Source organism: Cuniculiplasma divulgatum, assembly GCA_031200235.1.
Classification (GTDB): domain Archaea; phylum Thermoplasmatota; class Thermoplasmata; order Thermoplasmatales; family Thermoplasmataceae; genus UBA509.
Window position 1 is genome coordinate 423,364 of the sequence record CP133595.1, and the last position, 18,744, is coordinate 442,107.

Sequence of the window (18,744 nt, forward strand, 5' to 3'; positions counted from 1 at the left end):
TTACTCACCAAGCCCCGCCAGAAGCTTTACCTTCTGGTCTGCAATCTTTCTTGGAAGAAAGTCCAGATAATCAGAATTTGCCACAATCATACTTTCAATGTTCATTCCCATTGATAATTCCTCTGCCTTCTTTCTGATCTCGTCAACTGATTCCATTCTGGTATTATGCCCGTCCACCAGTTTGATTCCTGGAACTTCAGAATGATCTCTGGCAACCTGCAGGTTTGATCTGTTCGGGCCTACGATTATGGAATAAAACTTGTGCTGGTTGCCGGAGAATGCGTTTCCCTCAAGGTTTCCAGTGGTGAACAATATAATTCCAGACGGATTCGTTATGCGAGAAATGGCCTCCAGGGCGATACCATCAACTTTGACCCGTTCCATTATGAAAGTCCTTGCAGGCTTCAGCTTTGACACTACGCCAGAATAAATCTGGCAGGCCGCCTCAAGGAAACTGCTCCTTTCCAGGTTGCCAGCATTCCTGGAAAACCTGAACAGAGTCTCGGGACCTGGCAGGAAAAGGACTGGATCTTTCCTTGAATGGTAGAGGGGAAGTGGCGGGTTCTCCGGAAGTTCGTAGAAAACATCCGGTGGAATCCTCAGGGATGGGAGCCCATGCAGCTGCGGAATCCTGTAGAAAGTGTTCGTTTCTTCGAATCTTGTCAGCGGTCCCAGATCCATGCCGCTTGACATCAGAACAATCGGCCTGAATATGTCGTACCAGTTAAACAGGGGATCTGTGTGCAGAGCCTGCCCATCAAAAAGATCCTCGTAAATTGCAGTCTCATCCGCAATGAGATCGTTGAGTTCGCCCGCCGATAATGATCCTCTCTCCCAGCGTCCAATTCTCACCCGCAGTTTCTCGCTCTTTGGATAAATTCCATGTACAAATCCTTCCATTCTAACCATTTAAATACTCTCCAATATGTTGCTTGTAACTTGTCTGCTCCACCAGGAAAATCTGAATCCTGCCCCAATTTCCACCTTCTCGGAGGATGCTGGATTGATGCCAGAATTTTGATGGTTCATATTTCCAGAAATTTCATAGCCACCATTTTTTACTCCGGCAGACATGCTGTTTGAGCCAGCCAGGCTTGTGGATTTATATGATAATGAGCCTTCATTCTGCTGCGTCCTATATAGCCTATACCCCATAGCATTTCTACTGCAATTGCCGTGGTGCGGCCTGTAAAGTATGATGGCCATGGATTCAGCCGGCCTCAAGAAATAACTGGAAAACATCTCCCTGTGAGCTTTCAATTGTATGTTCATGAGATTGTGATGGTTGATAATAATTAATTATTAAAAAATGATTGTGGGTAATCTGAGAAGTTGAGTTTATACCCGGCATTCAAACTTCGAACCTGACGCCCTGGGCCAGTGGAAGATCCCGTCCGTAGTTTATTGTAACAGTCTGTCTCCTCATATACAGTTTCCAGGAATCGCTTCCACTTTCCCTGCCAGCTCCAGTCTCCTTCTCACCGCCGAACGCCCCACCTATTTCAGCACCGGCAGTACTGGTGTTCACGTTGGCCAGCCCACAGTCAGAACCTCGTGCAGACAGGAAATATTCCTCCTCACGCATATCTGTGGTGAATATGGCAGATGAAAGTCCCTGAGGGACTGCATTGTGAATCTCAATTGCCTCCTCAATGGTCCTGTACTTGAACACGTAGAGCAGAGGACCGAAGGTTTCCTGTTTTGTGATCTCCATCCCCGGGTTAGCCTCGATAATGGCGGGATTCACGTAAAAACCCTTTTCAAGCCCTGGGACCTTAATTCTCTTTCCCCCTGTGACCAGTTTTCCACCTTCCTTCACAGCTTCAGCTATTGCTTTCTCGTATGTTGATATTGCGCCGTCATCAATGAGCGGGCCAACAAGGACGCCATTGCTCCTGGGGTTTCCTATTTTCACATTTGCATATATATCCTTGAGCTTTGCCAGGAATTCATCATAGATCTTTTCATGAACAACAACGCGGCGTGTGCTTGTGCAGCGCTGCCCCGCTGTAGCCAGTGCGCCAAATGCAACGCCCTTCAATGCGAGCTTCATGTCTGCTCTGTCAGAAACTATGGAACAGTTGTTGCCGCCAAGTTCAAGTATTGCACGGCCAATTCTTCTGGCCACGTTTTCGTATATGGTCCTGCCAGTTTTTGTTGAACCGGTGAATGATACCAGCTTGAGTCTCGGATCATTGGATATCCACTCTCCTCCTTCAGATCCTCTGCTTGCCACCAGTGAGAATATCTGCGGAGCTCCTTCTCTCTCCAGAACACCGGTGATGACCTTCATAACCCCCACTGCTGCAAGGGAGGCCTTGGTTGATGGTTTCCATACCACAGTATCACCACAAACGGCAGCAACCATGGCGTTCCAAGACCACACTGAGGATGGAAAGTTGAACGCACTTATTACTGCAATGGGCCCCAGTGGCTGCCACTGCTCATACAGCCTGTGATCTGGCCTTTCGCTGGCCATGGTAAGCCCGTACAACTGTCTGGATAATCCTGCTGCAAAATACGCGACATCAATCATTTCCTGGATCTCGCCTTCGCCCTCACTTGTTGTCTTTCCGGCCTCAAGGGTTACCAGCGCACCAAGGTCCTTCTTCTTTTTTGCCAGTTCGTCACCGATTGCCTTTACGATTTCTCCTCGCTTGGGGGCAGGAATTTTACTCCACTCGTCAAATGCCTTCTGTGAATGCCTGACTGCCTCTTCGTACTGCTCCTTCGTGGCCAGGAATACGGTCGCATTGTGCTTCCCATCAACCGGGCTGATTGAATCATACCTGCTGTCTCCGGCTTTAGGATACCATTTGCCTGCAAAAACTCCTGAGTTCGTTTCATCAATTGCTACGCTCTTCAGTGTGTCTCTCCTGAATGCGTCAAAATCATTTTCCGGCATACTGGTTAATGGAAAAGCCCTGAATATTTTTTGCTATTCTCATAACAACAGCCATAAATACTGTTTGTTAAGCGTGAGCCCCAGGAACCTCTCTGCTGCCAGTTATTCAGCTCAGTTCCTCAATCCTTTCCACAACAATCATTGCAAGTTCCATCAGCAGATCCAGGTCGGGAGATCGCTCAGACATATGCAGTGCTTTCAGAGCTTTCTGCGAGTATGCCTTGGCTATTGAAAAAGAGTAATCTATTGCACCAGTCTTGACCATCAGGTCCTTGAACCGATCGTCAACAGAACGATCGTCTCCAACCCTCAGTGCGCTTAATATCTCATCCTTTGCGGATCTGTCTGCGTTCTTGAGCGTGTATATTATGGGTATTGTTATGGCATTGTGCTTAACATCTGCAAATACGGGCTTTCCAAGTTTGGACGAATCCCCCACTATATCAAGAATATCGTCAGTCACCTGAAATGCCATGCCCAGATTGAAAGCAAACTCCTGAAGGCTCCTGGACACTTCTGGGGAAGCTTTTGCTGCAGTGGTGGCCCCCATGGCACATGCCTCAAAGAAATGGGCTGTTTTGTTGCTTATGATCTCAAGGTAGGTCTCCTCAGTCAGGTCCATATTGCCAAGGTTTATTGCTTCAAGCGTCTGCCCTTCCGCCAGTCTGCTTGAGGCGTCAGCCATTATTTTGGATACCACGGGGCCGTATCTGGAACCCATCTCGTAAGCCTTTGCAAACAGGTAGTCCCCCACAACAATGGCATGGTTCAGTCCATACACATTATTCAGTGTGGCCCTGCCTCTCCTGGTGGAGGAATCATCAATTATATCATCATGAATAAGGCTGGCAGTGTGAATAAGCTCGTAGCCAGCTGCCAGATCCAGAATTTCAGAATATGGGTTGTCCGAGCTGACTTCGTAAGCGAGAATTGTCAGTAGAGGGCGAAATCTCTTTCCGCCGGCTTCAATGGTATACTTTGCCATCTCGTACAGGTTCTTCTGATCAGTTTTGATGATCTCCAGAAGCCTGAGATTAACCTCGTCCACTTTTCCATGAAGCCCAATTTCCCAGTCAACAAAGTTCTTCATATACCCACTAAGCTTGTCCTTAATGCCAACTCAAAATTTAATGGTTGTTAAGGATTTTTTTGATATTTTTATGAACAGGCAAAATAGCCGGAATTAAGAAAGGAGAAACTAAATTCTTTACCTATCTTGTGAGGGTTATCTCAATGGACGAAACGTTTGATTCTCCCCTCTCTCCCTGGAGGACCTCTGTTTCTACCTTGATATTCCCGTATTTTGCGTCCTGAATGAACTTGTGCCTTGTGATCTCTGCAATGTCAACGGCCTTGCTGATGGCCTTGCCTCTTGCCTTGATGGTGATGTGGTCGACATTGTTATTGAACTGCGTTACAACGGCAAGAACATAGTTCATGGTTGGTTTCTTTCCGACAAAAATGATATTCTCTTCTGCCATGATGTTGCCTCCTTGTTCTGATTAGACCTGAATATATAATTATATCGAAGATAGGACCGTGATACTCAGTGGAGCCTCACAAGAGTGTCGGTACTTTTGACGCCGTCCATTGACCTGACACCATCTACAAGCTTGTTGAGTTCATCCAGGGTTTTGCAGTATGCCCGGATAACAAGATCAAACCTTCCAGAAAATTCGAAAATCTCGTCGAATTTCTTTGATAGTGTGTTGTAAATTTCCATGGATTTCTTGGGTTCCGTCTTTATGAGAACGAGCCCCTCAACGCCTTCGCTTCTCAGCACAACCGTGAATCTTTTTATGACTCCGTCCTTGACTAGTTTTTCTATCCTCTTGCGTATTGTGCCTTCGGACACATTGAGCTTCCGGGCAATTTCCGAATTTGACCTCCGGGAGTCGGATTTCAGCAACTCCAGTATTGCCCAATCCTTGTCGTCCACAATGACGTATAGTATCCGGAATATAATGTCTTTCCACGCCGTTATGACTACAGTTTTTTATATATCAAAATAAATATAGACGTATTAATTCAGATTTATCGGTAAAGAGTCTGCCCACGGTTGTCGTCCTGTTTTTCCCCCTTCTTTATAAGGTCCCTGGGAACTTTCATCATCCTGATTATGTTTGTGGCCTGCACCATGTACATTGGAAGACCAGTATTCTGATCATTTCCATTTCTCATTATGGCCACGATCTCCATCTTAATCTGAATGACTGATCCGTCCTTTAGCTTCACTGTTATCCACTTGGGCTCCTCGTCGATTTCGAATTCAACAAGTTCCCCTCCCGGAGGAATATTGCCTGGCATCATAATTGTGTAACTGATTAATACTTTTAAATCTCTCTACCACAGAAAGTTCCCTTAGACTTATGGATATTATTTTACACCTAGACAGATCTTGAGAGTTTTTGCTTCAAGATCATAGTAACCTCTTCACCTATCTTTCCATATGGACTTACTGCACATATAGCTGCTGGCAGAATCTCATCGGGCTTGAATTCCCCTCGGCCCGAAAGTACTCTGTCCCTCATGCTGAACCACCTGACTTTACTGATGCAGGCGTGCATGAAGCAATATGCAATACGACCACTTTCACTTCTGCCTGCCGGCGGTCAGGGATATCAAGTGTTTGTGGTACAGATAGGCCTGCTTTCATCCTCTCTTGCGAAAAGGGAATTCCCGCCCTCAAATGTAAAATCTGTTGCATAATTTTCGGAGAAGTTGATCATAGAATTGCATAAGATATATCACAATGATGAAAATGGATCAAATCAGAAGATTCATGACGTTGCGGGTAACTCCTGATTTCAATTTATTTTGAACACAAAATCGCGTGCCTTGACAGATCTTGCATGCTCTTCATCCTGAAGGATTGGATGCTCCCATTTTTCTTCTGTTTTTGATTTCATCCCTCACAGGTCTGGTGGTTTCTCGGAAACCAATTCCTATAATCTGACCACGGATCAGGTACATCTCCCGCCTGGTGTCGAAATCCTTCCAACTAATGATTGCGTGGAGAAGTTTCTCGCATGAAATTTCAAGCTTTAACGGTGTCTGAGATTCCTGTCATTCATCCACGTCGCAGGATAAGGGGATTTCCTGTTATGATCATTGTAACAGGAACAGAATCTTGCATTTCGGATGTGAGGTTAGTCCAGGATTTACCAGCCATCTAAATTCTGATTTCATTTTCATAAATTTCTGATACGTATTCTGCTATTGCAGGAGATGAGGTTAGTCCTGGTGACTCGATTCCAATGAGGTTTATGAATCCGAATAGATTTCGGTCTGCCGCATGCCTTATGATGAAATCTGCAAATCCTCCATGACCCCCATCGAGTTTTGGCCTTATGCCCGATGAATCAGGCTGTATGGTTCTGAGGGATATAGACGGTAGAAATCTCTGAACATCCTTTCGGAATTCCTCCTCATTTGATTCGACCCGGTAATCTATCATTCTCACTGGGTAAGCATTTGGGCCCATTTTCACAGATCCTGCCATATCTGGAGTGAGGTGTATTCCCAGGCCTGCACCCTTTGGAACAGGATAGACCAGCATTTTGACCGGTGGATTGCCTGTTATCCTGAAGTAATCACCCTTGTAGTAATGCTGCACGTAACCAAGCCTGTTCACATCAAGGCCCACCATGGCGGCAACCTTGTCTGCATTAAGTCCGGAACAGTTTATCACCGTATCAGCCCTTATATGGAAAACTCTATTAGCGCTTATTCCAGAGATTTCATAGTCTGAGCCTGTACTTCTCAGACCCGTGACTTCGGTGTCCAGAGAGAGCGATGCCCCATTTTCAATGGCTTCACCCAGAAAATGCTGCATGAGATCGTCAGGTTCCAGTATACCGGTAGATGGGGTATAAAGCGCCCTTTCCGCCTGAATGTTTGGTTCCATCCTGGCCACTTCGTCACCGTCAAGCATCCTGAGCCCCTCCACACCGTTGTCTTCTCCCATTTTCATCAGTCTTTCAAGTTCCCTGATCTCGGATTCGCCAGTGGCAACAGTCAACTTACCAAGACGTTTGTATGGTATTCCATATTTTCTGCACATTTCATAGATCATGGAATTGCCCCTGACACAGAGCATTGCCTTAAGCGATCCTGTTGGATAGTGAATTCCGGAATGGATAACGCCGCTGTTGTGGCTGCTGGTTTCCTGACCATATTTCCTGTTTTTTTCAAGAACAATGACGCCATCGTTAAGTTCCGATAGCCTGGCTGCGATTGCAAGCCCAACAACACCCGCCCCTATGACCACAATTCTTGTTTTTTCCATTATCAGCCTCCATACGTAAGCTATGCTAGTGCCAAGATAGATGTTATATGCTTTAAAGAGCTTGAGTTTAAGACCTATTGTAACGGTCCTTTAATTTTATGGAAGCGATATCCCTCTATAGATTGACCATGTGCCCCGGTTAACACCATTTGATTATCCACTTGTGGTGTCTCAAGGCCATAATTCATCCTCCAATGAGTATTTTTTGGCTTCTCCAATTTCTGGAGCCTTGGCACCTTTCAAGGAGAGAATGCAGTCCCTGTGTTTTATTGCACTCTTCTCGAATGAGACTTTGTCAAGCTTTTTGGAAGGCTTCAGTGTAATTCCATCATTAATGCTCACTATGATATAACAAAGATCGCATTCTCCCTCTCTCACGCTAGCAGCGTCATGAAAGCGTGGCCAGAAGAGCTTTTTTCATGAGATCAGCAATATTGATATTCATTTCATTTTTGCAGAATATGGCTATTATGCTGATTGCGTCAGTAATTAATCTTTTCTTGTTATTTCCAGTTTTCAGAAATGTACTGAAAAGCTAAGACAAACAGGGAATCTATCCTGTCCGCTATAGATTTAAAAAATGAAATTGCACTTAGTTGGTATGGAAATCTGTATATGTTACATGAACTACATATTCCTTTAAATACGTAATATGCATAAACAAGAAACACATGGATAAACACATATTAAACAGACTAAGGGAGAAAATCCTGGATCGCGGTTCGATTAGAAACCTCCCCGATAGAACACTTCAAGAATCCTCTATTCTTAATACGTGGGGAACAAACGCAATAGAGGGGAATACCCTCACTTTAGATGAAGTAACGACAGTAATTGAAAGGGGTATGACTGTACCAAACAGGCCTGTCAGGGACCTCCTTGAGACCATTCAGCATCAATCTGCCTTCAGTGAAGTGGTGAAAGGGACAATTTCAGATGTGAACATGCAAAGTGCATTAACCTTACATAAGATTATTTTCAGCGGAATCCTTATTGATGCCGGAAAATGGCGAACAGTGAATGTAAGAATTACCGGTTCAAAACACGCCCCTCCTAGGGTGGAGAAACTCCTTTCTTTGCTCAGTGGGTGGGAAAATGAATACACTGCCATGGAAATGAACAGGATGGATGTTTTTTCTCAAGCAGCAAAAATGCATTATGGTTTTGAGTCTATACACCCGTTTTCAGATGGAAACGGGAGAGTTGGGAGATTGTTGCTCAATATACACTTCCTCAACCATAACTGGCCATTCATCAACATCCTTCCTCAACATAGAAGAGATTACCTCAACGCACTTGAGAGGTCTGGATCTGAGGGTACAGCTGAACTAAAGGCTTTCCTGGAGATAAATATGGCAAGATCTATGATCTTTCTTCTAGATAAAGTGGGTTCCGAGGAAGATACGCTCCAGTCGCTGAATGAATTGAGAAAGACCTCTGGAATAGATTACTCATCGAAGTATATTGCCCTCAGAATAACACAAGGAGAGATCCCTGGAATCCGCCTTAACAGGGAATGGAAGACCAGTGTAGCAGCAATCAACCTTTATCGCGAGGCTAAAGAGAAGGAGTGAGCGCTTTCCTTTACCTCAAATTAATTCAAAACAGTGCAGTCTCCATTAAAACATAGTGTCCTGAATTCAAATCTCAATACAAGATACATTCCTACTAATCATCAAATTTCAGCACTTTTAATATATTCCCGGAGTATAAACCGATTGATTGCGAGGGTAACAAAGCCTGGCCAACTGTGCAGGACTTAAGATTCTGTCCCGTAGGGGTTCGTGGGTTCAAATCCCATCCCTCGCATATATGGTCTCTTATGAGAAACAGTCAGTGCTGTGGAATGCTTTAATCCAATATCACATAGGCGCTGGAAAAGCTGTCATAAATTGTTGAGTCAGAAAAAAAGAAGAGGTTTATGTGAAAATTAGAGTTTTATTTCCGAAAGATTTGCTCCCCGCGTCTCCCTGGACAGGAGTGCTGAAACAAGGATGAACAGCTCGCCAATAATCACAAAAATCCCCCACCATTCAAAAAAAGTGGCTGCAGCAAAACTGACTATGAGCAGCAGGAAGACTGTGCTCCAGTTTCCCAGGATGAAACCTCCATTGAAGCCAAGGCCAGTTCCTGTGCTTCTTACTTCAGTTGGATATTTTTCACTGAGGAAGGCTGGTATTACCCCATAAATCCCGGTGGTCAGGAATGCTATGACGCTGGCAAATATCAGTGATCCTGTAAAACCCAGGTCATGCCTCATGATGAGGAATGTCATAGGTATCGCAGCAATTATGGCCAGCACCGAGAATATTATCATGATCATGCGCCGGCCAATGATGTCACTCAAATAACCTGACAGCACGTAACCTACCAGTGAAACCAGGATGGCTGTGATCACCACATATATGAAATACGGAAACTTCAGGAAGCCGTTAACGGAAAGCACTGTGGGGAAGAATCCAAGCGTGAGGCCATAGACCCAGGCTATCCCGGTCATGGCAAGAATTCCCATGATAATCTCGTACACAAGCCTCTTGTTTTTGAACAGAGTTCCCATGGAGACCTGCTTCGCCTTGTTCCTGGTATCAAGCCACATGGCTGATTCAGGCATTTTTAGACGGATTACAAGCCCTATGACTGCTGGCACTATGCCTATCCAGAACATCCAGCGCCATGCTGTAATAGTAAACCCGGTTCCGGGAAATACATAATGGAGGTACAGGAAAATGATTGCAGCAAGAGTATATCCCAGGGGATATCCGCTCTGAATTGCAGCGCCCCAGATGCCGCGTTTCGCTCCTTTCACGGACTCCATCAAGATGGATGAACCATTTCCGTATTCTCCCCCTGCAAATATTCCCGTGATTATCCTGAAAAAGAAAAGCAACAGCGGGGCAGCTATTCCAACAATGGCATACACCGGCAGGAAACCAGTGGCAAATGTTATAAGACCAAGTCCAAGAAGCGTGATAGTCATTGTATTTTTGCGGCCTATTCGATCTCCAAGCCTTCCAAATATCAGGCCTCCCACTGGCCTGAAAATGAATGTTGTCGTGTAGATGCTCCACGTCCCTATTATTGCAAGCCCATCATTTGCAGGGAAGAACTGGTTTGCAATTACAGGTACCAGCAGGAACATCATGCTGAGATTGAATGCGTCCATTATCCAACCGGCTATGGCGCTGGGGTATACTGACCACGCGTTGACTCTTGTTGGCGATTGATTTGAAATTTCCATTGCCAGGGGAGCAATTCTGCGCATTAAAATCTGGTTGCATTTATCCTGCAGTTAGCCGCTTCATGATACTGCTGACTGCTACTGGAAAAGTATGTCAATGGGTAGGGTTTACCTGCATTTCTTTAATGCTTTGCCGAAATATTGAATCTTACCTGTCCGCCTGATCACTGAGCGCAATCTCTATCTTTGACAGTATTGACCTGAATTCGGCAGATTCTTCCGGGGAAAGATTCCTTAAAACGAGCTCTATGAGCTTGTTGTATACCTTTATCCCCTGCGCAAGGGCCTCATTCCCATATTCAGTTATTGAAACTTTGATTATTCTTCGATCTGTGGCACTCCTTACTTTTGTCACGTACCCTTTCTTTTCAAGCTCATCTACAACCCCGGTTATCCATGGCCCCGTAACATCATTCTCCGTGGCCAGCGAGTTCATGGTTGTGTCGTGATCCTTTGAGAGTGAAAAAAGTACCCTCAGTTCCGTGGGCTTTATGCCAATTTTCTCAAGCTCCCGCTCTATGAGCTTCTTTCCATTCCTGAAGACACGGGAAAATATGTGCCATAGATCGATTGTATCCAGATCGCAGGATGATTCCTTCTTTTCTTCAGTCAACTGATTCCTCCGCAGTGTTCAATCTTGCGTTATCCCTCTTATTTATAACATCATCTGCAGTTAAATCTTTCCCTGATGATTTGGCCTCTGGATCGATATTGGCCTCCTGGGCCTTTGACATGCCAGGGCTGCTCAAGGGAGATTGTACTGCACTATCACTCTTTTCCTTCATTTCGGCAGTTGTTGATTCACCGTATATGTATCTTTTTCCTCTGAGCGCCGATAGAAGGGCTGCCATTGCGAATATTGCTGCACCTATGTAGAACGACATCCTCAGGGCCCCCATGAAGGCCCCGGCCAGGGCATGCGGGAACCAGGTCTTACCTTCAAGGTATGTCACAACACCTGGATTCAGAATGGAAGAGACCGATCCCTTTGGAAACAGTCCCAGTATGGTGGCAACCGGGTTATATCCAAGGAAGGCTGAAAACAGTGCTGAAGTGGGTGGAATCTTTATGAAAAACGGGATGAGCTCAGGAGCTCCAGCCTGACCAAGTGCCACTGTAAATGCCGATGGGAGTTTTGATGTGAGCGATACGAGAACTATGGTGAAGAATATGCCCATGCTTGCAGTCTGGCCTGTGTTCTGCAGTGTGGCTCTCATGCCTGAAGCAACGCCACGAAGCTGCGGCTGAACTGAGTTCATAATTGCCGTTATATTTGGGGCCGCGAATAGACCCATCCCTGAACCCATCATAAACAGCATTGCACCGAAAACAGGATATGAAAAATTATAGCTCAGGGTTGAAAGCAGTATGAAGGAGACGGCACTGATTGCCATTCCGATTGTGGATATTGTCCTGGCACCTGCCCTGTCTGAGATAGCACCGCTGATTGGACCCAGAACAACGAAGCCTGCCATCATGGGTATCATGTATATGCCTGCCCAGAAAGGAACGCTTGTGTATGAGTACCCATGGAGAGGGAGCCAGACTCCCTGCAGAAGGATTATGATCATGAACATTGCCCCGCCCATGCCCATTGATTGCAGCATCCCTGCAACGCTCCCTGTGGTGAACGCTCTGTTCTTGAAAAGTGAGAGGTTGAACATTGGCTGTGCTACAACCCTCTCAACAAGCACGAATGCCACAACCATTGCAAACCCTGCAATTATGGATGTTATGACCCATGGGTTTCCCCAGCCCATTGATGACGTCCCGTAGGGCATCAGGCCGTATGTAATGCCCAAAAGGATAAGTGTGAGTCCGCCAGCAAATGTAATATTTCCAGCAATGTCAATCTTCTGTTCCTTGTGCCTTATGGAGTGGTCTTTAAGTTTGAGGTATGACCACACTGTTCCAAGTATGCCCACGGGCACACTCACCAGAAATACGTACCTCCAGTTAATTGTGGCAAGAAGACCCCCAAGAATCAGGCCCACCAGTGATCCGGCCAGAGCAGCTATCTGGTTTATGCCCATGGCCTTGCCACGTTCTGTTGGGCCAAAGCTGTCCGTTATTATTGCAGCTGAATTGGCGAAGAGGAATGATCCCCCTATTGCCTGTACCATACGGAATATTATGATCTCCTGGGCACCAAGGTCACCCTTGTTGGGTGTTATGAAAAGCAGTATTGATCCAACCGTGAAAATCAGGAAACCGAAGTTGAAGAGCCTTACCCTTCCAAAAATATCTGAGAGCCTGCCCACGGTGACAAGCATCACGGCTGTAACAACCATGTAGCCCATAAGTATCCAGAGAAGGTAAACGAAGGAACCTGATGAGAATGGATCTATATTTATGCCACGGAATATTGCAGGTAGGGATATCAGCATGATGGTGCTGTTGATCGAAGCCATCAGCACTCCAATTGTGGTATTTGACAGTGCAACCCATTTATATTGTACCATCTTATCAGCAGGGAATTTCCTTTTGCTATAAATAATTAGTTAGTTAGAAATTAGGAATGGTTTTATAATCGCTGGATATTGCTGTCCCATTATGATTTCAGGTAAAGTTGCTGCACTCATAGCAGTGGTGATGCTTGTTGCATTCAGCGGAATAACATATGAAACAATTTCCCATGGGTCTTCATCCACCACCACGGCCATATCCCAATCAAGCCAGGGCCTGGCCGTATCGTCTCCGCAGAATGGCACGTCATTTCCCATACTTTCAGCCAATCAGACAATTAATCTGACTGTAAACATCACCAGCAGCTCTTCACCAGTCTACATATTTGATGTGTCTCCTTCAAACCTTTCCTCGATTCAAAAACAGAGCCCTGTTGAGGTGTATTCCATATATAACCTGACTTACCTGAACAAAACCTCATACCCCTACAATTATATGACAGAATCCATCCCGGCAAATTCCACTTTATCGCTGAATTTGACGCTGTATATCAACCAGACTGGTTTTCAGGAAATGAAAACTTCAAGCCCAGGAACCGGACAGTATTATCCCTGCATTGTGGAGATCCTTGTAGAGACCTCAAGCGGAGCGTCGGGAATCGGTATTTCTCTGCTGAGAATTTGAGCTGATTTGAACCTTATCCAGACCTTTCTTTCGATGACGCATAGGTTTGAGCTGTAACGTAAAGTATGAATACTGGACACTGTTATTAATCACATGGCGCTTTTGAGGCCTGTAGTGGGCAGAAGCATACTGAGATCAATGAAGGGAATCAACGGATCAAAGGTTCCTGTTATCGCGGGCCACAAACTGCTTTACGGTTGCAATCTAAAATGCAGCATGTGCCCTTTCTGGAGAAGGGAGGATGAAGAACTCCTGAGCCTTGATGACGAGATAAGGATGATGGAGGCACTCAAGCGTGGCGGAGTCTCATTCCTGGGTTTTGAGGGCGGAGAGCCACTACTCAGGAAGGATATAGGAGACATACTTCAGGAGTCCCATAAGAGGTTCCACACATCCATGGTAAGCAATGGTTGGCTCCTTAAAGCCAGGCTGAATGATGTCAAGGATCACCTGAATTACCTATTTGTATCACTTGATGGCATCGGAGAACTCCACGATACCCTTCGCGGGGTCAGCGGCTCTTTCAAGCATGCTGTGGAAGGGATCCAGGCAGCCAGGGATCATATCCCAATGGCCATCAGTTCCACAATAACAAGGGACAATATGCATCAGGCGAAAGATCTGGTGGATCTAGCTGTAAAGCTCAAGGTGAGCATAAATTTCCAGATTGCATACGACTATTCAACAGCTGACCCAAAATCTCCCGATCGCACCAGGCTCCTGGATGCCATCAACACACTTAAGACCATGAAGAATGAAGGATATCCGATCGTGAATTCTTCCCAGTACTTCGAGGCTGTTGTAAATTCATGGTATCTTGGTGAAAGCTGGAGATGCAAGCCATGGCTCACCATAAACATCGATCCATCTGGAAGGATCGTCCAGCCATGTTATGTCCTCAATGAGTACAAGGGGGACCTGAAAGTCTGGGACGTTGATATCAGGAAGGTATGGAATTCCTATGACTGGGAACCCTACGAGAAGTGCAACAAATGTGCACTGGCTTGCTACCTTGAACCGTCTCTGTTCTCATGGAAAAATCCATCAATGGTCAAGGAGAGGATACTGGACAATGTGGTCTCCTTCATATCTGGAGACCTTTCATGAATGATTTCCGATCACAACGCCCGGTTTTCAGAAATGTCCCATCTCATCCATCAGCCTGAAGATAGCTTCGCCTTTTTCTGTTAGCCTGTACTCCACAGCCGGAGGCTTGAACGGGTACACGGCTCTTGCCACGACGCCACTGCTGACCAGTGCGCCCAGCGCCCTGGATATTCCCTTTGTATCCCTTGCCTTCAGTGATCTCTTGATTTCATTGAAGCGAAGAGCTCCCCTGAGGCCCAGGAGAAAAATTATCTCAATGGAGTTCTTTTTTGAAACCGGTCCAATGACCTTTCGTGCATTGATAACTGCCTCCTGATCCCCCAGTTCCAGTAACTTTACAGATGGCATTGTTGTCACCTTGTGTCTCTCCTGATCCTTTTCTGTATAATAACAGCTTTGAACTGAAGGATACAGGTGAAAATTATGGAAATGTATGGTTCACAGGGAATTGCGGATATTGTGGAACACATCAGGAACAGCATAGTCACTGTAAGGACCTCAAGATATGGGAGAGACCAGTGGGGAAGGATGGACAGGATAGTTGGTTCCGGGACAGGGATGATAATTAGCAGCAGCGGATACATTGCCACCAACTTTCATGTGGTGGCCGGATCATCAGGAATAACTGTCATAACACCTGACAATGAGAAACACAGTGCAAGGATAGTGGGCTACGATGATGCAACTGACCTTGCTGTCATAAAGATCAATGCCCGGAACCTCAGTTCATGCAACTTCGGCGATTCGTCCGCCATCAGGCCTGGCCAGCCTGTGATTGCCGTGGGAAATGCGCTTGCACTTCCGGGAGGGCCTACCGTTTCATATGGAGTGGTAAGCGCCGTAGGCCGGATACTGCCGTGGTCCGAGTTCATCACTGAAGGGCTTGTTCAGACAGATGCTGCAATCAATCCCGGCAACAGTGGCGGACCTCTTGCCACAGTGGACGGCATGGTCATAGGAATGAATACGGCCATTGTGCCCTTCGCTCAGGGCGTTGGCTTTGCCATACCTTCCAATACAGTGAAGACGCTTATACAGCAGATGCTTGAACAGGGGAAGGTCCGCAGGCCGTGGATAGGGCTTTCCGGCGTTTCAACACAGGATCTTGCTGAAATGCAGGAAAAGACTGGACTGGCAGACGGAGTTATGGTAGCATCCACTGTACCGGGAGGACCTGCTGACATTGCGGGAATACGAAGAGGCGATATCATCACAGAATTCAACGGAAAGGCGGTAAAGAGCATGAGGGATCTCATAGCCTCCATATCAGAACTGGGAACTGGAAATGAGGCGCCTGCGATCGTATACAGGGGAAGAAGGCACCTGGAAATTGCAGTTATCCCGGATCAGATGCCGCCAGACTACCTGCAGAGGTCCCACGGCGAAAGGCTCAGGCCATGGGACTGAGAGCAATATTATTATTACACAACATTTTTTCCGGCCATGATAAAAATTGACGGCCATCTTAAAGGCAACCTGCACATGAACTGGAGCCCCGGACTGAAACCTGTGGCAGAAATAGACCCGGGCAGCACAGTGCAGGTGGACATCCCGGATTCATCGACACTGCAGATCAGGGAAAACTTCACAACAGAAGACCTCAGGAATGTTGACGGGTCGCTTCTTGATGCTGCAGTTGGGCCAATATATGTCAAAGGATCGGAACCGGGGGACGTCCTGGAAGTGTCCATAGAAAAACTTGATGTTGCAAGCTGGGGCTGGACCATGGTCTCCTGGGACTTTGGTTTCATAAAGCACAGGTTCAGGGACAGGCTGCTCATATGGGATATTGACCGGGAAGAAGCCACAGCCAGGGGCGATTTCCTGAATGGCATCAGGATACCGGTTTCCCCGTTCCTTGGAATAATCGGCACCGCACCTTCTACTGGGAAACATGGGATGATACCGCCGCAGTACTTCGGTGGAAACATGGATAACAGGCTGCTTGGCCAGGGATCGAAAGTCTACCTTCCTGTGTCTGTTCCCGGTGCGCTTCTTTCGGTAGCAGATCCCCATGCCGCCCAGGGTGATGGGGAGGTTTGCGGAACTGCCATTGAAACCATGGCCACAGCAAGGCTGAAAGTCAACCTAATGAAGGGTTCCTCCATAAGCGCTCCGCGTGCCTTTTCCAACGACCGTGGGCTTGGCCCAGTGGTTGTAACAATGGGGATTTCACCGGATATCCACACGGCATGCAGCGATGCCATTGAAAACATGATTGAGGAATTGCAAACCTATGGATTCACTGACGAAGAGGCATATGCGCTTTGCAGTGTTACCGGAAACCTCAGGATAAGCGAAGTGGTGGACGAGCCGAATTACGTGGTGAGCATGCTGGTGCCCAAGGAGATTGCCAGGCAGAGATTGGCTTAGGCACCTGACATGGAGGCCCTGCCGATCCAGTATATGGATCTGAATATGCCCATGACGTTATTGAGGTCTATCCTGCTGAAGTCCCTGGCCTTCATCCCCTTTGTCTCCTTCAGCTCAAGGAATACATTCTCAATGTGGCTGAATATCTTGTCAGTCATGGTGTTGGTTATGATCTCCACGGTCCTGCTCTGCATCTTTTTTGTCATCTCCGGCATCATGATCCTTGTGATCTGAAGATCATATTTCCATGAGGTGTAAAGGAGATCCCAGTAACCCTTTGGCAGTTTCTCCAGTATGGGGAATGGATTGTTCCTGATCCTGGATGTGCCCATGGGTATGACCGGGAGAGGGAAAACCCATGCCCTCAACTTCTCGTCTATGATGTTCTGAACCAGGTCTATACTTTCCTGCAGGTCCTCCTCTGTCTCATCTTCGTAGCCTATTGTCATTGTATAGCATGGTGTGATGTAGGCATCGTTCATTATTGGCGTGGATTCAAGTATAACGTTCTTCCAGTCAGATGGCTTCCAGGGGAACGGCTTTCCCCTCATATACTTTGAAATGATACGTTCACTGCCGCTCTCCAGTCCTACAACCGGTGCTTCTGCCCTGTATTTGTCGTATTCAGCTATGTGAGAAATCTCCTCCACTGTCTTCGGACTGCTAAGGACTCCTGGCGAGGATATGTGTGGGAAATAGATCAGGTCAACGCCCTGCTTTTTCACCTCTGTGAACAGGTTCACAATGGCTTCATGGTTAACTCCAAGCCTCTTGGAACCGTATAGAAGGATGTCATCGGTCAGAAGTTCAACAGAATTCTGGCCTGCATTCTGATTCAGATTCACCTCCTTTATTATGTCGGAAAGTGGAATCGACCTGAAGGTTTCCGGGGTTATGGAACAGAACTGGCAGCCCCTTGGACAACCCCGGGTAACCTGCACTTCGCCAAACCGGCTTGGCTTTATTATGGTGGGAATCTCCTCCACCTTTGGCATCCTGCCCACACTGTCTCTTGGCATCTGGTCTCCATTTATTGCTTTCCTGACCAGATCCGGCAGATCCAGTTCCGCCTCGCCTGAAAAAATTGTGTCAACCCAGTTGGGTCTCTCCAGGGATAATTGCCATGCTGCAGGGCCGCCTGCAAAGACCTTGAAGCCGTATTTTTTCTTCAGCTTTGCAATCCTGTGGCCCATTTCCTGGAAAAACTTCTCAGTCCAGCTTGGACCTCCGCCAAATATCATTGTCAGCTTGAATGTTACGGGAGCAAGTCCCAGGGGATCGTGAACGGATATCCCCACAATCTTGGTGTTTTCATCAATGGCTCTTTCAAGCATGTCTGGGCTGACAACGCTGACGTCTGTTATGCCCGATGCAACCAGTGAAGCCTCAACCTTCCTGAGGGCATAGGGAGCAAAATATGCCTCACCCTTCCTGTTCGTCTCCTCGGGAGGCGTGAAGATTGAGTTCATCAACACTCGGGGTACAAGCCTTGCCGGCATGCAGGCAACATAACCCATGGTGGATACCCCTGAATAGCTTGTGAAAGATCCTCTGTCCGATGTAAGAACAACTGTGCTACCCATACAATATTAACTGATATCTGAGATTTAAGATTTACTAATATTAATATAATTATATGAAAGTAATTGTTCTTCTAAATATTATAGCATGTGAATATTTGCGTATTCAATCGCCGCCATACATTAAGAATTAACATGAAAAAACAAGGAAATATTTATTTGT

20 protein-coding genes and 1 tRNA gene are annotated in these 18,744 nt (G+C 46.4%); 6 read left to right on the top strand and 15 right to left on the bottom strand.

The window, feature by feature from the left end:
- The 10 genes from RE469_02265 to RE469_02310 form a co-directional block, all read right to left on the bottom strand.
- Positions 1-909: a hypothetical protein gene (locus tag RE469_02265; GenBank protein ID WMT45033.1), complete on the bottom strand. Its 909-nt coding sequence runs from the start codon at positions 907-909 to the stop codon at positions 1-3.
- On the bottom strand, positions 910-1,272 hold the full coding sequence (locus RE469_02270) for a hypothetical protein (protein ID WMT45034.1): 363 nt from the start codon (positions 1,270-1,272) through the stop codon (positions 910-912).
- A 79-nt stretch (positions 1,273-1,351) separates the two neighbouring features.
- Positions 1,352-2,905, bottom strand: a complete 1,554-nt coding sequence (locus tag RE469_02275) for an aldehyde dehydrogenase family protein (GenBank protein ID WMT45035.1) — start codon at positions 2,903-2,905, stop codon at positions 1,352-1,354.
- Between the two features lie 106 nt (positions 2,906-3,011).
- Positions 3,012-3,995 carry a polyprenyl synthetase family protein gene (locus RE469_02280; protein ID WMT45036.1) on the bottom strand — a complete coding sequence of 328 codons (984 nt, stop codon included), beginning with the start codon at positions 3,993-3,995 and terminating at the stop codon, positions 3,012-3,014.
- A 121-nt stretch (positions 3,996-4,116) separates the two neighbouring features.
- Positions 4,117-4,386 carry a DNA-binding protein Alba gene (gene albA / locus RE469_02285; GenBank protein WMT45037.1) on the bottom strand — a complete coding sequence of 90 codons (270 nt, stop codon included), beginning with the start codon at positions 4,384-4,386 and terminating at the stop codon, positions 4,117-4,119.
- Positions 4,387-4,451: 65 nt separating this feature from the next.
- The gene (locus RE469_02290) at positions 4,452-4,844 is read right to left on the bottom strand and encodes an Lrp/AsnC family transcriptional regulator (protein ID WMT45038.1); all 393 of its coding nucleotides are present in this window, start codon (positions 4,842-4,844) and stop codon (positions 4,452-4,454) included.
- A gap of 95 nt (positions 4,845-4,939) precedes the next feature.
- Positions 4,940-5,215: a hypothetical protein gene (locus RE469_02295; GenBank protein ID WMT45039.1), complete on the bottom strand. Its 276-nt coding sequence runs from the start codon at positions 5,213-5,215 to the stop codon at positions 4,940-4,942.
- 77 nt (positions 5,216-5,292) lie between these two features.
- Positions 5,293-5,436, bottom strand: a complete 144-nt coding sequence (locus tag RE469_02300) for a hypothetical protein (protein WMT45040.1) — start codon at positions 5,434-5,436, stop codon at positions 5,293-5,295.
- Between the two features lie 641 nt (positions 5,437-6,077).
- The gene (locus RE469_02305; GenBank protein WMT45041.1) at positions 6,078-7,193 is read right to left on the bottom strand and encodes an NAD(P)/FAD-dependent oxidoreductase; all 1,116 of its coding nucleotides are present in this window, start codon (positions 7,191-7,193) and stop codon (positions 6,078-6,080) included.
- Positions 7,194-7,364: 171 nt separating this feature from the next.
- Positions 7,365-7,571 carry a hypothetical protein gene (locus tag RE469_02310; GenBank protein ID WMT45042.1) on the bottom strand — a complete coding sequence of 69 codons (207 nt, stop codon included), beginning with the start codon at positions 7,569-7,571 and terminating at the stop codon, positions 7,365-7,367.
- Between the two features lie 293 nt (positions 7,572-7,864).
- Here RE469_02310 and RE469_02315 point away from each other — a divergent pair, with 293 nt between their 5' ends.
- Both RE469_02315 and RE469_02320 read left to right on the top strand, forming a co-directional pair.
- A complete protein-coding gene (locus tag RE469_02315; protein WMT45043.1) occupies positions 7,865-8,767 on the top strand; it encodes a Fic family protein in 903 nt (300 codons plus the stop codon).
- A 150-nt stretch (positions 8,768-8,917) separates the two neighbouring features.
- Positions 8,918-9,002, top strand: a tRNA-Leu gene (locus RE469_02320).
- Positions 9,003-9,123: 121 nt separating this feature from the next.
- On the opposite strand, the gene RE469_02325 is transcribed toward RE469_02320, so the two are convergent.
- The 3 genes from RE469_02325 to RE469_02335 all read right to left on the bottom strand — a co-directional run bounded on the left by RE469_02325 (position 9,124) and on the right by RE469_02335 (position 12,893).
- On the bottom strand, positions 9,124-10,431 hold the full coding sequence (locus RE469_02325) for an MFS transporter (protein WMT45044.1): 1,308 nt from the start codon (positions 10,429-10,431) through the stop codon (positions 9,124-9,126).
- A 148-nt stretch (positions 10,432-10,579) separates the two neighbouring features.
- Positions 10,580-11,044, bottom strand: coding sequence for a MarR family winged helix-turn-helix transcriptional regulator (locus RE469_02330; GenBank protein WMT45045.1), 465 nt, complete (start codon positions 11,042-11,044; stop codon positions 10,580-10,582).
- Entirely contained in the window at positions 11,037-12,893 is a 1,857-nt protein-coding gene (locus tag RE469_02335; protein ID WMT45046.1) for an MFS transporter, read from the bottom strand. Before RE469_02335 ends, RE469_02330 begins: the two co-directional genes overlap by 8 nt.
- 91 nt (positions 12,894-12,984) lie before the next feature.
- On the opposite strand from RE469_02335, the gene RE469_02340 reads away from it, so the two are divergent.
- Together RE469_02340 and RE469_02345 are read left to right on the top strand one after the other, a co-directional pair.
- Complete coding sequence (locus RE469_02340; GenBank protein ID WMT45047.1) at positions 12,985-13,521, top strand: hypothetical protein; 537 nt, start codon at positions 12,985-12,987, stop codon at positions 13,519-13,521.
- 93 nt (positions 13,522-13,614) lie between these two features.
- Positions 13,615-14,628, top strand: a complete 1,014-nt coding sequence (locus tag RE469_02345) for a PTO1314 family radical SAM protein (protein WMT45048.1) — start codon at positions 13,615-13,617, stop codon at positions 14,626-14,628.
- Positions 14,629-14,655: 27 nt separating this feature from the next.
- Here RE469_02345 and RE469_02350 read toward each other — a convergent pair whose 3' ends face one another.
- A complete protein-coding gene (locus tag RE469_02350) occupies positions 14,656-14,976 on the bottom strand; it encodes a helix-turn-helix domain-containing protein (protein ID WMT45049.1) in 321 nt (106 codons plus the stop codon).
- A gap of 75 nt (positions 14,977-15,051) precedes the next feature.
- Here RE469_02350 and RE469_02355 point away from each other — a divergent pair, with 75 nt between their 5' ends.
- Positions 15,052-16,035, top strand: coding sequence for a trypsin-like peptidase domain-containing protein (locus tag RE469_02355; protein WMT45050.1), 984 nt, complete (start codon positions 15,052-15,054; stop codon positions 16,033-16,035).
- Between the two features lie 36 nt (positions 16,036-16,071).
- The gene (locus RE469_02360) at positions 16,072-17,001 is read left to right on the top strand and encodes an acetamidase/formamidase family protein (GenBank protein WMT45051.1); all 930 of its coding nucleotides are present in this window, start codon (positions 16,072-16,074) and stop codon (positions 16,999-17,001) included.
- On the opposite strand, the gene RE469_02365 is transcribed toward RE469_02360, so the two are convergent.
- Complete coding sequence (locus RE469_02365) at positions 16,998-18,584, bottom strand: radical SAM protein (protein WMT45052.1); 1,587 nt, start codon at positions 18,582-18,584, stop codon at positions 16,998-17,000. The genes RE469_02360 and RE469_02365 overlap by 4 nt on opposite strands.
- Positions 18,585-18,744 lie beyond the last annotated feature (160 nt).

Coding starts and splice junctions, on each gene's coding strand:
- RE469_02265 (WMT45033.1), bottom strand. CDS start 909: ATGGTTAGAATGGAAGGATTTGTACATGGAATTTATCCAAAGAGCGAG.
- RE469_02270 (WMT45034.1), bottom strand. CDS start 1,272: ATGAACATACAATTGAAAGCTCACAGGGAGATGTTTTCCAGTTATTTC.
- RE469_02275 (WMT45035.1), bottom strand. CDS start 2,905: ATGCCGGAAAATGATTTTGACGCATTCAGGAGAGACACACTGAAGAGC.
- RE469_02280 (WMT45036.1), bottom strand. CDS start 3,995: ATGAAGAACTTTGTTGACTGGGAAATTGGGCTTCATGGAAAAGTGGAC.
- albA (WMT45037.1), bottom strand. CDS start 4,386: ATGGCAGAAGAGAATATCATTTTTGTCGGAAAGAAACCAACCATGAAC.
- RE469_02295 (WMT45039.1), bottom strand. CDS start 5,215: ATGATGCCAGGCAATATTCCTCCGGGAGGGGAACTTGTTGAATTCGAA.
- RE469_02300 (WMT45040.1), bottom strand. CDS start 5,436: ATGAGGGACAGAGTACTTTCGGGCCGAGGGGAATTCAAGCCCGATGAG.
- RE469_02305 (WMT45041.1), bottom strand. CDS start 7,193: ATGGAAAAAACAAGAATTGTGGTCATAGGGGCGGGTGTTGTTGGGCTT.
- RE469_02315 (WMT45043.1), top strand. CDS start 7,865: ATGGATAAACACATATTAAACAGACTAAGGGAGAAAATCCTGGATCGC.
- RE469_02325 (WMT45044.1), bottom strand. CDS start 10,431: ATGGAAATTTCAAATCAATCGCCAACAAGAGTCAACGCGTGGTCAGTA.
- RE469_02335 (WMT45046.1), bottom strand. CDS start 12,893: ATGGTACAATATAAATGGGTTGCACTGTCAAATACCACAATTGGAGTG.
- RE469_02340 (WMT45047.1), top strand. CDS start 12,985: ATGATTTCAGGTAAAGTTGCTGCACTCATAGCAGTGGTGATGCTTGTT.
- RE469_02345 (WMT45048.1), top strand. CDS start 13,615: ATGGCGCTTTTGAGGCCTGTAGTGGGCAGAAGCATACTGAGATCAATG.
- RE469_02350 (WMT45049.1), bottom strand. CDS start 14,976: ATGCCATCTGTAAAGTTACTGGAACTGGGGGATCAGGAGGCAGTTATC.
- RE469_02355 (WMT45050.1), top strand. CDS start 15,052: ATGGAAATGTATGGTTCACAGGGAATTGCGGATATTGTGGAACACATC.
- RE469_02360 (WMT45051.1), top strand. CDS start 16,072: ATGATAAAAATTGACGGCCATCTTAAAGGCAACCTGCACATGAACTGG.
- RE469_02365 (WMT45052.1), bottom strand. CDS start 18,584: ATGGGTAGCACAGTTGTTCTTACATCGGACAGAGGATCTTTCACAAGC.